Annotated in this window: 13 protein-coding genes; 8 read left to right on the top strand and 5 right to left on the bottom strand. The window is 71.8% G+C overall.

All coding sequences use genetic code 11. The features are described from left to right. The 4 genes from FAF44_RS02080 to FAF44_RS02065 all read left to right on the top strand — a co-directional run. Positions 1-2,113, top strand: a 2,113-nt coding sequence (locus FAF44_RS02080) for a germacradienol/geosmin synthase (RefSeq protein ID WP_237101242.1), incomplete at its 5' end; no start/stop codon positions are given. Between the two features lie 42 nt (positions 2,114-2,155). Then, positions 2,156-2,584 (top strand): hypothetical protein, encoded by a 429-nt coding sequence (locus FAF44_RS02075; protein WP_237101241.1) that lies wholly within the window; start codon positions 2,156-2,158, stop codon positions 2,582-2,584. Further along, a complete protein-coding gene (locus tag FAF44_RS02070) occupies positions 2,578-2,808 on the top strand; it encodes a helix-turn-helix transcriptional regulator (protein ID WP_237101240.1) in 231 nt (76 codons plus the stop codon). The genes FAF44_RS02075 and FAF44_RS02070 overlap by 7 nt, the downstream gene beginning before the upstream one ends. Continuing rightward, entirely contained in the window at positions 2,805-3,776 is a 972-nt protein-coding gene (locus tag FAF44_RS02065) for an NAD(P)-dependent alcohol dehydrogenase (RefSeq protein ID WP_237101239.1), read from the top strand. Before FAF44_RS02070 ends, FAF44_RS02065 begins: the two co-directional genes overlap by 4 nt. A gap of 188 nt (positions 3,777-3,964) precedes the next feature. Here FAF44_RS02065 and FAF44_RS02060 read toward each other — a convergent pair whose 3' ends face one another. The 3 genes from FAF44_RS02060 to FAF44_RS02050 form a co-directional block, all read right to left on the bottom strand. After that, positions 3,965-4,114 (bottom strand): hypothetical protein, encoded by a 150-nt coding sequence (locus tag FAF44_RS02060; protein WP_237101238.1) that lies wholly within the window; start codon positions 4,112-4,114, stop codon positions 3,965-3,967. Positions 4,115-4,285: 171 nt separating this feature from the next. Then, positions 4,286-4,957: a DUF4230 domain-containing protein gene (locus FAF44_RS02055; protein WP_237101237.1), complete on the bottom strand. Its 672-nt coding sequence runs from the start codon at positions 4,955-4,957 to the stop codon at positions 4,286-4,288. A gap of 28 nt (positions 4,958-4,985) precedes the next feature. Further along, the gene (locus tag FAF44_RS02050) at positions 4,986-6,692 is read right to left on the bottom strand and encodes a hypothetical protein (RefSeq protein ID WP_237101236.1); all 1,707 of its coding nucleotides are present in this window, start codon (positions 6,690-6,692) and stop codon (positions 4,986-4,988) included. 230 nt (positions 6,693-6,922) lie between these two features. Between FAF44_RS02050 and FAF44_RS02045 the strand changes: the two genes are divergently transcribed. From FAF44_RS02045 to FAF44_RS02030, 4 genes are all read left to right on the top strand, one after another. After that, positions 6,923-7,474, top strand: coding sequence for a MarR family winged helix-turn-helix transcriptional regulator (locus FAF44_RS02045; RefSeq protein WP_237101235.1), 552 nt, complete (start codon positions 6,923-6,925; stop codon positions 7,472-7,474). Further along, positions 7,458-8,402: a tetratricopeptide repeat protein gene (locus FAF44_RS02040; RefSeq protein WP_237101234.1), complete on the top strand. Its 945-nt coding sequence runs from the start codon at positions 7,458-7,460 to the stop codon at positions 8,400-8,402. The genes FAF44_RS02045 and FAF44_RS02040 overlap by 17 nt, the downstream gene beginning before the upstream one ends. 9 nt (positions 8,403-8,411) lie before the next feature. After that, on the top strand, positions 8,412-9,041 hold the full coding sequence (locus FAF44_RS02035; protein WP_237101233.1) for an AAA family ATPase: 630 nt from the start codon (positions 8,412-8,414) through the stop codon (positions 9,039-9,041). 77 nt (positions 9,042-9,118) lie between these two features. Then, positions 9,119-10,528: an NAD-dependent malic enzyme gene (locus FAF44_RS02030; protein ID WP_237101232.1), complete on the top strand. Its 1,410-nt coding sequence runs from the start codon at positions 9,119-9,121 to the stop codon at positions 10,526-10,528. Positions 10,529-10,537: 9 nt separating this feature from the next. Here the strand turns inward: FAF44_RS02030 and FAF44_RS02025 are convergent, their stop codons facing one another. Both FAF44_RS02025 and FAF44_RS02020 read right to left on the bottom strand, forming a co-directional pair. Then, positions 10,538-11,041, bottom strand: coding sequence for a hypothetical protein (locus tag FAF44_RS02025; RefSeq protein ID WP_237101231.1), 504 nt, complete (start codon positions 11,039-11,041; stop codon positions 10,538-10,540). A gap of 49 nt (positions 11,042-11,090) precedes the next feature. Beyond that, positions 11,091-12,647 carry a glycerol-3-phosphate dehydrogenase/oxidase gene (locus tag FAF44_RS02020; RefSeq protein ID WP_237101230.1) on the bottom strand — a complete coding sequence of 519 codons (1,557 nt, stop codon included), beginning with the start codon at positions 12,645-12,647 and terminating at the stop codon, positions 11,091-11,093. Positions 12,648-12,651: the final 4 nt, after the last annotated feature.

Raw genomic sequence — 12,651 nt, 5'->3', positions numbered from 1 at the left:
CCAGTCCTCCCCGCCCCGCCTGAGCCCGTTCGCCGCCTCCGTGGTCGCCCACTCCACGTTGTGGGCCAGGGACATGGGCATGTTCGAGCCGGTCGACCGGTGGGGCGCGCCGCTCTGGGACGAAGTGCGGTTCGAGTCCATGGCCATCCCGCTGATGGCGGCCTACGGCCATCCCGACGCCACCCCCGGCAAGCTGGAGCTGGTCTCCGACTGGTACGTCTGGGCGTACTGGTTCGACGACCACTTCACCCGGATGTTCAAGCAGCCCCGCGCCCGCCGCCGGGCTCAGGACCACGTCAATGATCTGCACGGCTTCACCCCGTTCGACTCCCCGGCCACCCCGGCCCCGTCGAACCCGATCGAGTACGGGCTCGCCAGCCTGTGGTCCCGCACGTTCTCGGGGTCGTCCCCCGGCTGGCGGCGCAGGTTCGCCGCATCCACGCAGGGCCTCATCCGCGGCTGCCTGCGCGAGCTGGACAACATCAGGGACGACCGCGTCCCCAACCCGATCGAGTACATCGGCCTGCGCCGCGCGTCCGGGGTCGGGCCCTGGGTGGCCGATCTCGTCGAGTACGTCAGCGATGCCGAGATGCCCGCGAAGCTGGTCGACACGCGGCCGCTCAAGGGGCTGCGCGACGCCTTCGCCGACGGGGTGCACCTGCTCAACGACCTGTGCTCCTACCAGCGGGAGGTCGGCGAGGAGGACGAGCACAACAACGGCGTGCTGGTGTTCCAGCAGTTCCTGCGCTGCGGCGCGCAGGAGGCCGCGGAGCGGGTCCACGAGCTGCGGATGTCGCGGTTGCGGCAGTTCGAGGACCTGGCGGCGACCGAGCTCCCGCGGCTGATGCAGGAGCGCGGGCTCGATCCCGAGGAGCGGCGCAGGTTCGCCCGTTACGTCCAGGGGCTGTCCGACTGGCTGTCCGGCACCGGCGAGTGGCACAGGGGCTCCAGCCGCTACATCGCCGCCGCCACCGCCCCCGAGCGGCCGGCGCTCGCCCCCACGACGGGGCCGGCGCAGGGCCCCGCCGAGCAGCGGCACACGCCGGGGTACCCGTTCCGGCTGCCGGAGTTCACCATGCCGTGGGAGGTGCGGGTCAACCCGCACCGCGCGGTGGCGCGCGAGGCGAGCCGGGCGTGGGCGCACGAGATGGGGATCGTCGGCGCGCCGGGCGGGGTGTGGCCCAGCGACCGGTACGAGGCCATGCGGTTCGCCGACTGGTGCGCCATGGCCTGCCCCGACGCCACCCCCGAACGGCTGGAGCTGATGGCGCTCTGGTTCACCTGGGTGCTCGCGCTCGACGACTACTTCATCGTCGAGTACAAGGCGAGCCGCGACCTCCCCGGCGCCCGCCTGTTCCTCGGCCGGCTGCCCCGTTTCATGCCCGCACCCGGTGAGGGGTGGCCGTCCGGGGGCAACTGCGTCGAGCGCGCCCTCGCCGACCTGTGGGAGCGCACCTCGCCGACGCTGCGGGACGAGCTCAGGGAGGTGCTGCGGCGCGAGGTGCTGGCGTTCGCGGCGGGCAACCTCTGGGAGATGGGCAACAGCGCGCGGCAGCGGGTGCCCGATCCGATCGACTACATCGAGATGTCGCGCGTGGCGAAGGGCATCGGAGGGCTGGGGGCGCGCCTGGTGGCGTTGATCCAGGAACTCGACATCTCCGAGGAACGGCTGAGCGGCGGGATCATGCGCGAACTGGTCGACGTCTACGCCGACCATCTCGACCTGACCAACGACATCGTGTCCTACCGGCGCGAGATCGAGACGGAACGCCATCTCAACAACGGGGTGCTGGCGGTGCGCGCCTTCCTCGGCTGTGACCTCCAGGAGGCCGTGGACGTCGTCAACGACCAGCTCACGGCCTGCGTGCTGACCTTCGAGCGGCTCGCGGGGGAGGGGCTGCCGGGGCCCGACGCGGCGGCGTACGTGGAGGGGCTGCGGCACTGGATGAGCGCCAACCTCGCCTGGCACGTCGGCAACAGCCGCTACGTCGACCTCGATCCGGTGCCCGAGGGCGACGGCCGGCCGCCGCGCTCGTCAGGTCTCGTCAGCGAGGCGCCCGCACCGAGCGAGCAGGGCCTGCGACACCAGCCGCCCTCTGAGCTGCGGATGTAAAAAATTCTAGACACGGTGTCTTGTCTGTTTTACATTCGAGGCATGACACCGGAAGAGAAACGCGCGTGGGTCACCGCCGTGGTCACACCCGTCGCGTACCTGACGTACGTGGTGATCATCCTGGGCCGGGCGGGCGACGTCCCGCTCGCCGAGGTGCCGTACGCGGCCACGCTCCTGTGGACCGTTGGCTGCGCCGTCGTGGCGGCGATCGTGCTGCACATCGCCGTCACGGTGCTCTCCCCCGACCCGACCGGCCGGAAGGACCGCCGCGACCGCGAGATCCACCGCCACGGCGAGTACGTCGGCCGGGGGCTGCTCGTCGCGGGTGCGGTGGCGGCGCTGGCGCTGGCGCTGGCGGAGGCCGACCACTTCTACATCGCCAACGTGCTGTACCTGGCGTTCGTCCTGGCCACGGCCGTCGGGTCCGTGCTGAAGATCATCGCCTACCGCCGGGGCCTGCCGGCATGGTGAGGCCCACGAAGGTCACGAACTCGATCCGCGCCCTGCGCTTCGCGCACGGCGAGATGACCCAGGCAGACCTGGCCGACCGCGTCGGCGTGACCAGGCAGACCGTCATCGCGATCGAGCAGGGCCGCTACTCGCCCTCCCTGGAGATGGCCTTCCAGATCGCCAGGGTGTTCGGCGCGCCGCTGGACGACGTGTTCCAGTATCCCGACGAAGGAGACAGCCCATGAAAGCGATCGTGCACGAGGTGTACGGCGACGCCTCCGTCCTCAGCCACGCGGAGGTCGAGCGGCCCGAACCGGGCGACGACGAGGTGCTCTTACGCGTGCACGCGGCCGGCCTCGACCCGGGAGTCTGGCACCTGATGACCGGACAGCCCTACTTCATCCGGCTCGCGACCGGCCTGCGCCGCCCGAAGGGCCGGCTCGGCGGCGACGTCGCCGGCCTCGTGCACGCCGTCGGCGCCAAGGTGACCACCGTCAAGCCCGGCGACCAGGTGTTCGGCACCTGCGACGGCTCCTTCGCCGAGTACGCGCTCGCCCGGCCCGGCCGCCTCGTGCCGATCCCGGCGGGCATCACGTTCGAGCAGGCCGCGGCCGTCCCGACCTCGGCGACCGCCGCCCTCCAGGCGCTGCGCGCGGCGGGCGAGGTGCGCACGGGGGACAGGGTGCTGGTCATCGGGGCGGGCGGCGGCGTGGGGTCGTTCGCGGTGCAACTCGCCCGCATGTTCGGGGCCGAGGTCACCGGCGTGTGCGGGCCGTCGAAGGCCGGGTTCGTCCGCTCGCTCGGAGCGCGGCACGTCATCGACTACACGCGCGAGGACTTCGCGGACGGGCCGCGCCGCTACGACCTCGTCCTCGACACGGCGGGCAACCGCCCCCTGTCACATCTGCGGCGCGCGCTCGACGTTCGCGGCCGGGCGGTGATCATCGGCGGTGAGGGCGGCGGGCCCTGGCTGTCGGGGACCGACCGCCAGCTCAGGGCCGCCCTGATCGGCCCGTTCACCCGCCGCCGCAAGCCGCTCGCGATGTTCTCGTCGAGAGACCTCGGCGACCTCCGGTTCCTGGCGGGGCTGCTGGGGTCGGGCGAGCTGGTGCCCGCCGTCGGCGGCACGTACGCGCTGGGCGAGGTCCCCGAGGCGATCCGCGTGCTGGCGGAGGGACACGTCCAGGGCAAGATCGTCATCACGGTCGCCTGAGAGCCGGCCCGATCCGCGCCGCGACACCCCGGACAGCGCGAAACCCCGGTCCGACCAGGAATGGGACCGGGGTCTCGGAACGCTGCGCCCCAGGCCGACCAGGAATTCGGCCGGGACGCCACCGCCCCCCTAAGGGGGCATCTCAGCCCGGCCGCGAGGGAGGGTGCGGCCGGGCTGCGTGTGGGCGGTCATGAGGCGCGGAACCGGGCGAGGAACGAGCGGTGCCGGCGCTCGGGCCGGTTCCTGCGCGCCTCGTGCACCTGTCGCCGCTCGGCGGCGGCCTGCCGCAGCTCGGCGGCGTGGTGCTGCATCACGGTGTATTCGAGTTCGGCGTTCATCCGAAGGCTCCCTTGTCTCGTTCTCTGCACTCTTGAGACTCCTCCTAAGGCCCCCTCCGGCACATCGGGCGGATGCCTTATCTCTCGGCGCCGTGCGGATGAGGAGGTACTTAGGGAGGCGCACAAGGCGCCTAAGGCGCAGGTGAGCGCACCGGGAGCCAGGCCCCCGGCTCAGGGTTCGTCGGTGAACTTCACCGTGACCTTCGTGAAACCGAGCGACCTGAGCATGCCCGACAGCATGGCCTTGGTGTTGGCGTCGGCCCTGGCCCGCAGGTCGCTCGCCACCGCCGCCTCGTTGATCTTCTTCTCGGCCAGCAGGTAGAGCTCCCGCTGGTCGCCGGGCGAGCCCGACAGGAAGTCGCTGACCCGGTCGAACAGGCCGCGCTGCTGCGCGAACACGTACGAGCGGCTGTTGTCCAGGTTCGGCTTCTCGAGCTGGGCGCGCGGCACGCGTACGGTGGCCTCGGTGCGATCCTCGGAGATGCTCACTCCGCCGTTCGCCATGGCGGAGAAGTCGACGTAGGCGTCCACCCCGCCGGCCCCGACGAAGAGCGTGCGCGTCCCCTTGATCGCGTCGGGCAGGAAGGCGGCGTCCTTCTCGAGGTCCACGACCACCTGGAAATTGCCCGTGGCGGCCTCGAACCTGCTCAGGTCCTTGATGGAGCGCAGCAGCGCCGGCTGGCTGCGGTCGACGGTCCGTTCGCCGAGCGGGTCGAACCAGGACCAGGCCAGCCGTCCGCCCACCACGAGCAGCACCGCCAGCACCAGGAACGCCGCCGCGTATCGCCACCAGCGGCGCCGTCCTGGAGTCACCTCGGGCGGCGCCGTACGGGAAGTCGTCATGCGAGCATGACTACCCGTTCGCCGATCATCAGTGCAGGCTCTTAGGTGACATCTTCGGTCCCGATTCGTGGCTGTTCGCCGGGGCCTCCTGGGCGGCGTGCGCGTGGGAGGCGGGAACCTGCTCGGACGCCGGCGCCGGGTCGGGCGCGTGCTCCCGCACGGTCTCCCGAGCGCTCTCCCGAGCGCTGTCCTGGGGCAGCGCCTGCGTGTTCCCCTGGGCCTGCGTGCCGCTCTGGGGCGGCGCCACGTCCGGGGCCGCCGGCTGGGCCGGCTCCTGCGGCGCGGCGGCGAAGACCGGCCAGCTCACCCCCGACGTGTCGGGCGTCCACCGGGCAGCGGGCGCGTTCCGGGTGTAGCCGGAGTGCGGCGCGTCCGAAGTGGCGCCCGCGCCCGGCGTGCCGGGGGAGGAACCGGCCGGCGTGGTGCCGGCGGGCCCCGGATACACCGGGTAGGCGTGGCTCGACTCGGGGGCGGGCAACACCGGGGGCGCCACCTGGGCCTGGGAGGGCCCGCCGCCGAAGTGCGTGCCCGACAGCCGGCAGCTCTGGAAGTCGCTGTAGAACATGCGCAGCCACTCCCGGCGCTGGTGCTCGCTCCAGGAGGAGAACGCCGTCGTCGCGTAGTGGTGCTCGGGCAGTGGCGTGCCGGGCAGCGGCTCGCCGCGCAGCCAGGCCACCACGATCTGCCGGTAACCCTCCGCGACCGCGCTCTGGCACCTCGGGGCGAGCGTCTCGATGTACTCGTACGCCGCCTCCTCCGCGAACCCGGACGACAGGTCAGGCACGTGGACCGGCGCCAGCCCATTCGACGGCTTCAGCGGGTCGTCCAGCGGACGCTGCTCCACCCGCGTGAACGCGGCGGGCGTCTCGGCGAGCCGCGAGGCGATCTGCGTGAACGTCGCCCCCAGCTCGGTCAGCCCCGCGCGCATCCCCGGATGCACGCACACCGTGATCGGCCACTCCTGACAGGCGTAGGCGATGTCCACGGCCGCGGCCGGCTTCGGCTGGGCCAGCACCCGCGACACGCCCATCCCGGCGGCCAGCACCGACAGCAGCGCGCACGCCAGCACCAGGGCCTGCCTGGTGACCAGCGCCGCCCAGCCGAGCAGCAGCGCCGCCGTGATGCCGAGCAGCCAGATCGTCTGGTCGAAGAACGGAGCCCCGTTCAGGCCCTGGAACAGGTCGTACGGCTCGCCGGTGCCGGGCGCCAGCTTGTCGGCCCAGCCGCGGTCGTCGGCCAGCCACGTGAACAGCCCGTAGCAGGCCAGCCCCGCGAGCGGCGGGGTGTAGGGCCGCGGCAGCACCCAGCCGGCCACCCACCCGATCACGGAGTACAGCGCGAGCCCCGCCATGCCCATCGTCAGCCCGGTCAGGCTCAGCCGGCCCGCCTGGTCGGTGAGCACCGTCTTGACGGCCAGCACCAGCACCGTGGCCCCGAACGAGCCCAGCACCACCATCACGATCGCCAGCGGCGCCTTGAGCGCCCGCCACGTCGTGAGCGAGCGCCCGCGCAGCGCCCGGCGCTTGCGCAGGGCCACCCAGGCGGCGAAGGCCGCCGCCACCGGGCCGGTCAGCCGGAGCGAGCCGATGACCGCGGCCACGATGTTCTCCCACGCGTCCACGCCCGGGATCAGGACGTTCCACGCCGCGAAAAGTCCGACAGCCAGCAGGACGGCGACTGTGACCGCCGCGCTGTGCTTCAGCTCCTCTCGTGAAACGCCCGCGTGCTCACGCACCCTTTTCCCCGTTGAAATTCATCAAGCACCCCCCGTGCCCCTTGGCGAGGCGGAATCGCGCCCTGTCCCGGCCGTCCCCACGGCCGTTGTGACTTGGCCTCCGCGTCACCATGTGTAGGAGAACCATAACTGAGCGTGATGATTGATGTCCGGATTCTTGGTCAAGCGAAGAAGCCTGTCGTACGGAGCACCCAGACGAATGTGGACGAGCGGCGCGCTACCGTATCGCTGTGTCGCACCCGAAGCCGCTCAACCTGCCGTTCGACCCGATCGACCGCGCCGCGGAGAGCTGGCGCGCGCATTTCGGGCCCTCCGCCGCCATGGCGGCCGTTACCTCGATCATGAGAGCCCATCAGATCCTGCTGTCGCAACTTGACTCGCTCCTGAAGCCATACGACTTGACCTTCGCGAGGTACGAAGGACTCGTCCTGTTGACCTTCAGCAAGACCGGGGCGCTGCCGCTGTCCAGGATCGGGGAGCGCCTCATGGTTCACCCCACGAGCGTCACGAACACGGTGGACAGGCTGGAGAAGTCCGGGTTCGTCCGCCGCCGGCCCAACCCGCGCGACGGCCGCGGCGTGCTGGCCGAGATCACCGACGCGGGCCGCGACGTCGTCCGGCGGGCCACCGCCGATCTGATGGAGGCCGAGTTCGGCCTGACGATGTACGCCGAGGACGAACTCCACCGCATGTTCGGCCAGTTGCGCACGCTCAGGGTGGCCGCGGGTGACTTCCCGGTCTCCGCGATACGGCAAGATGAAGGGCATGGCGGACTTCTCTAGGCCCGGGTCCCTCTACGGAGCGGTCGATCTGGGCGCGCGCAAGCAGGCTCTGGAGTCGCAGGCCCGGCGGGAGGCGGCAGGTCCCCAGGCGGCCTCGTCCGCCTCGATCGTCGATGTGACCGAAGAGACGTTCACGACCGATGTCATCGACCGGTCCATGACCGTGCCCGTGGTTCTCGACCTCTGGTCACCCAGGGCGCCGGGCAGCTCCCAGCTCAGTCCGGTGCTGGAGAAGGTGGTCGGCGACCTCGGCGGCAAGGCCGTGCTGGCGAAGGTCAACGTCGATGCCAGCCCGCAGATCGCCCAGGCGCTGCGCGTGCAGGCCGTCCCGACCGTGCTGGCGATCTTCCAGGGGCAGGCCGTCACCGGCTTCCAGCAGGTGCTGCCCGAGCAGGAGGTGCGCCGCTGGCTCGACGAGCTGATGGCCGCGGTCGAGCAGTTCTACCAGGCCAACCCCGCGGCCCGGCCGCCGGATCAGGAAGGCGGCGAGCCGCAGGAGGAGCCCGTGGGGCCGCCGGCCGACCCCGACATGGTGGCCGCCGAGCAGGCCATCGACCGGGGTGACTTCGACGCGGCGATCGAGTCCTACCAGCGGTTGCTGGCCCGCGTGCCGGGCGACGAGGACGCCAAGATGGCGCTCGCGGGCGTCAACCTGCTCAAGCGCACCTCCGAGGTCGACCCCGCCGACGTGCAGCGCCGCGCCCAGGACCCGGCCGACATCGACGCGCAGCTCCTCGCCGCCGACCTGGAGATGCTGAACGGCTCGGTCGACGAGGCGTTCGCGCGGGTCATCGCCGTGATCAAGCGCACCTCGGGCGACGACCGCGACAAGGCCAGGCGGCACCTGCTCGGCCTGTTCGAGGCGTTGCCCGCCGAAGACCCATCTTTGGCGAAAGCGCGTAGGGCGTTGGCCAGCGCACTGTTCTAACCTGGAAATATGCGGGTCGTCACGATATCGGCGACATACGGCACGGCCGGCAACCGGATCGGTCCGGCCGTGGCCGAGCGGCTCGGCGTGCCCTTCGTCGATCGGGCCATTCCCAGCGCCGTGGCCGAGGAACTGGGCTGCTCGCTGGAGGAGGCGCTGGCCCACGACGACCGCGCCGAGCACGGCCTGGGCCGGTTGTTCGCCGGGGCCGTGCGGCTGCCGACGGTCACCTTCGGCGGGGTGGACATGTACGTGCCGGGCGCGATGCCGCTCGCGCCCGAGGAGTTCGTCCGCCGCACAGAGCGCACGCTCCAACAAATGGCCACGAACCAGGGGGGCGTGTTCCTGGGCCGGGCCGGGGCGGTGGTGCTGGCCGAGCACCCCGGCGCGCTGCACGTCCGGCTCGACGCCCCGATCCAGCGCCGGATCCGCCAGGCGGCCGCGTTCAACCAGGTCAGCGAGCGTGAGGCGGCCCGGATCATCGACGAGAACGACCGCGCCAGAAGCGCCTACGTGCGCCATTTCTACCGGGTCGATCCGGCCGATCCGCGGCTCTACCAACTGGTCCTCGACAGCACCAGAATCCCGGTGGCGACGTGCGCGGAGCTGATCGTCATGGCCGCCGAGGCGCTGTATTGACCCGCCGTCGAGTCAGCCCACAGTCAACTGCCCCTAACATGGATGCATTCTTGGTCAGTCCCAAAGGAGCGATTGACGTGGCGACCGTCCCGAGTGTGTCGTACTCCATCACCGTGCGGCTCGAGGTGCCCGCCGGCGGCAAGGCCGTCAGCCAGCTCACCCACGCCGTAGAGTCGGCCGGGGGCGTCGTGACCGCCCTCGACGTCACCAACGCGGGGCACGAGAAGCTCCGCATCGACGTCACCTGCGCCGCCAGGGACACCGACCACGCCCAGGCCATCGTCGACCAGCTCGAGGCCGTCGAGGGCGTCGTCATCCACAAGGTGTCCGACCGCACGTTCCTCATGCATCTCGGCGGCAAGATCGAGATGAAGTCCAAGGTGCCGCTGCGCAACCGCGACGAGCTGTCCATGGCGTACACGCCGGGCGTGGCGCGCGTGTCGATGGCGATCGCCCGCAACAAGGAGGACGCGCGGCGCCTGACCATCAAGCGCAACACCGTGGCCGTGGTCACCGACGGCTCGGCCGTGCTGGGGCTGGGCAACATCGGTCCCGAGGCGGCGCTGCCGGTCATGGAGGGCAAGGCGGCGCTGTTCAAGCGCTTCGCGGGCATCGACGCCTGGCCGATCTGCCTCGACACCCAGGACGTCGACGAGATCGTCCGCACCGTGCAGGTGATCGCGCCCGGGTTCGGCGGGATCAACCTGGAGGACATCGGCGCGCCGCGCTGCTTCGAGGTGGAGCGCCGGCTGCGCGAGCTGCTCGACATCCCGGTCTTCCACGACGACCAGCACGGCACCGCGATCTGCGTGCTGGCCGCGCTCACCAACGCGCTGCGGGTCGTCGACAAGAACATCGAGTCCGTCAAGATCACCATGGCCGGCGCGGGGGCGGCGGGCAACGCCGTGCTGCGGCTGCTGCTGGCGGCCGGCGCGCGCAACGTCGTCGTCTGCGACTACCTCGGCGCCGTGCACAAGGGCCGCGACGACCTCGACGAGTCGCTGCGCTGGATCGCCGACCACACCAACGCCGAGGGCTACTCCGGCGACCTGCGCGGGGCCGTCAAGGACGCCGACGTCTTCGTGGGGGTGTCCGCGCCGGGCATCCTGACCGGCGACGACATCGCCACGATGGCCAAGGACGCGGTGGTGTTCGCACTGGCCAACCCGGAGCCCGAGGTCTCGCCCGACGACGCCCGCGAGCACGCGGCCGTGGTGGCGACCGGGCGCTCCGACTACCCCAACCAGATCAACAACGTGCTGGCCTTCCCCGGCGTCTTCAGGGGGCTGCTGGACGCGCAGGCCAACGGGGTGACGCAGGAGATGCTGCTGGCCGCCGCGGGCGCGCTGGCCGCCGTCGTCACGCCGGAGGAGCTGGGCCCCAACTACATCGTCCCGAGCGTCTTCCACCCCGACGTGGCCGGGGCGGTCGCCGCGGCGGTCCGCGACTCCGCGGGCGGGCGCGCCAGGGGCTTCACCGAGGCCTGAGCGGGCCGGTCACCACGTCGTCTCGTGCGCCGTCCGGGTGATCGCGGGCATCAGGTGGTAGCTCTCCTGGAAGACCAGGTTGTGCGCGTCGCCGGCCGCGATCACGCGGAGCGTGTCGAGCTGTCCGGCGGCGTCCGCCTCGTCGAAGACGTTCAGCGGCCAGTCGCCGACCGTGTTGCCGCGCAGGTGCGGATGGTGGAAGTCGCAGCCGAAGTGGGCGACCACCGCGATCGGCTGCTCCCCGCAGTCGCGCTGCTCCTGCCAGGTCAGCGACCACATCGCGTTCAGCCCGCCCTCGCGCGAGCGGGTGACCCCGCTGGCCACCACCTCGCCGGTGCCGAGCAGCAGGTCGGCGTTGGCCTCCTCGAGGGCTTGGCGCGCCACGGGGTCGAGCAGTTCGACGGCCCTGGCGAACACCCGTTCTTTGTCCTCCCGCGCGACGGCGTGGCCGTGGCCGCCGTCGCGCAGGTCCTTGAAGTGCCTGAGCAGGGCTTCGTTCATGGGAGTAGGCATGCCCACCCCCTGCCCACATCGGGGGCCGGGCCACCTCCCGGGGGCAAACTCAGGCGGTACCGAGCAGCGTCGCGATCCTGGTGCGGATCTCCTCGGTGTCGAGGCCGCGTACGGTGAGCGTGGTGCGGCGGCGTACGACGTCGTCCACCGTGGCCGCCCACTCGTGGTCGCGGGCGTAGACGGCCTGGGCCCAGATGTCCGGCCCGCCCGGGTGGATGCGCTCGCCGAGCGCGGGATCATCCCTGATGAGCCGGGCCAGCTCGAACGCGATCGACCCGTAGTGCGTGGCCAGGTGGCGGGCCACCAGCGGGTCCATGCGGGTGCCCGGGTCGCGGTCGGTCCACAGCCGCAGGGCCACGGCGTCGGGGCTGGCCAGGCCGGGCAGCGGCACGGCGGGCAGGATGTCGGCCAGGTCGTCGCCCAGGGGCCGCCCCGGCAGGTGGGCCAGGATGTCGAGCACGTACTTGCCGATGTGCCGGTAGGTCGTCCACTTGCCGCCGGCCACCGACAACATGCCGCCGGTGCCCCTGGTCAGCACCGTCTCCCGCTTGGCCGCCGTCACCTGGCCGGGGCCGCCGGGCAGCACGCGCAGGCCGGCGAAGGCGTAGGTGATGTCCTCGCGCCTGAGCTGGCCGTCGCGCACGGAGTGCCCGGCCTCGTCGAGGATCTGCGCGATGTCGGCCTCGGTGGGGCGCACCGCGCCGGGATCGCCCTCGTACGCCTCGTCCGTGGTGCCCAGCAGCAGGTGGTCCTCCCACGGGATGGCGAACGACACCCGGTACTTGTCGATGGGCGTGGTCAGCGCGGCCTTCCACGGCTCGTGCCGGCGCAGCACCAGGTGGGCGCCCTTGGACAGCCGGATGCTGGGGGCGGCCTCGGGGTCCTCCATGCGCCGCAGGTGGTCCACCCACGGGCCGGTGGCGTTCAGCACGAGACGGGCGTTCACGCCGAACTCCGTGCCGTCGAGACGGTCGCGCAACTCGGCGCCGGTGACGGTGCCGGACGTCCGGCGCAGCCCGATCACCTCGGCGTGGTTGAGCACGGTCGCGCCCGCGTCCACGGCAGCCCGTACGGTCATGACCGCGACGCGGCTGTCGTTCATCTGGTGGTCGCCGTAGACGGCCGCGGCCCGCAGGCCCTCGGTACGCAGCGCGGGCACCTTGGCCAGCGCCTGGTGCGGCGTGATCACCTTGCCCATGCCGTCGCCGAACACCGACAGCGCGGAGTACAGGAAGACGCCCGCGCCCAGCTTGGCGGCCCCGTGCGGCCCGCCCTTGTAGATCGGCACCAGGAACGTCAGCGGCTTGACCAGGTGCGGCGCGATGTCGGCGGCCAGGGCGCGGCGCTCGCGGTGGTTCTCGGCCACCAGCTTGACGTTGCCGGTCTGCAGGTAGCGCAGGCCGCCGTGGACGAGCTTGGAGGAGGCGCTGGAGGTGGCCCCGGCGAAGTCGCCGGCGTCGACCATCGCCACCCGCAGACCCGCCTGCGCGGCCATCCAGGTCACCGACGTGCCGAGGATGCCGCCGCCGATCACGAGCAGGTCGTAGGTGGTGGTGGACAGATCCTGCCGGGCCTGGGCCCGGTCGGTGCCGGTAGCGGTCGTCATCGCC

It is taken from the genome of Nonomuraea sp. MG754425, from assembly GCF_021699195.1.
In the GTDB taxonomy this organism is placed as follows: Bacteria; Actinomycetota; Actinomycetes; order Streptosporangiales; family Streptosporangiaceae; genus Nonomuraea.
The sequence above is the reverse complement of the archived record's forward strand: the minus strand, read 5'-3'. Positions and strand labels throughout refer to the sequence as shown.

Coding starts and splice junctions, on each gene's coding strand:
- FAF44_RS02075 (WP_237101241.1), top strand. CDS start 2,156: ATGACACCGGAAGAGAAACGCGCGTGGGTCACCGCCGTGGTCACACCC.
- FAF44_RS02070 (WP_237101240.1), top strand. CDS start 2,578: ATGGTGAGGCCCACGAAGGTCACGAACTCGATCCGCGCCCTGCGCTTC.
- FAF44_RS02065 (WP_237101239.1), top strand. CDS start 2,805: ATGAAAGCGATCGTGCACGAGGTGTACGGCGACGCCTCCGTCCTCAGC.
- FAF44_RS02060 (WP_237101238.1), bottom strand. CDS start 4,114: ATGAACGCCGAACTCGAATACACCGTGATGCAGCACCACGCCGCCGAG.
- FAF44_RS02055 (WP_237101237.1), bottom strand. CDS start 4,957: ATGACGACTTCCCGTACGGCGCCGCCCGAGGTGACTCCAGGACGGCGC.
- FAF44_RS02040 (WP_237101234.1), top strand. CDS start 7,458: ATGGCGGACTTCTCTAGGCCCGGGTCCCTCTACGGAGCGGTCGATCTG.
- FAF44_RS02035 (WP_237101233.1), top strand. CDS start 8,412: ATGCGGGTCGTCACGATATCGGCGACATACGGCACGGCCGGCAACCGG.
- FAF44_RS02025 (WP_237101231.1), bottom strand. CDS start 11,041: ATGCCTACTCCCATGAACGAAGCCCTGCTCAGGCACTTCAAGGACCTG.
- FAF44_RS02020 (WP_237101230.1), bottom strand. CDS start 12,647: ATGACGACCGCTACCGGCACCGACCGGGCCCAGGCCCGGCAGGATCTG.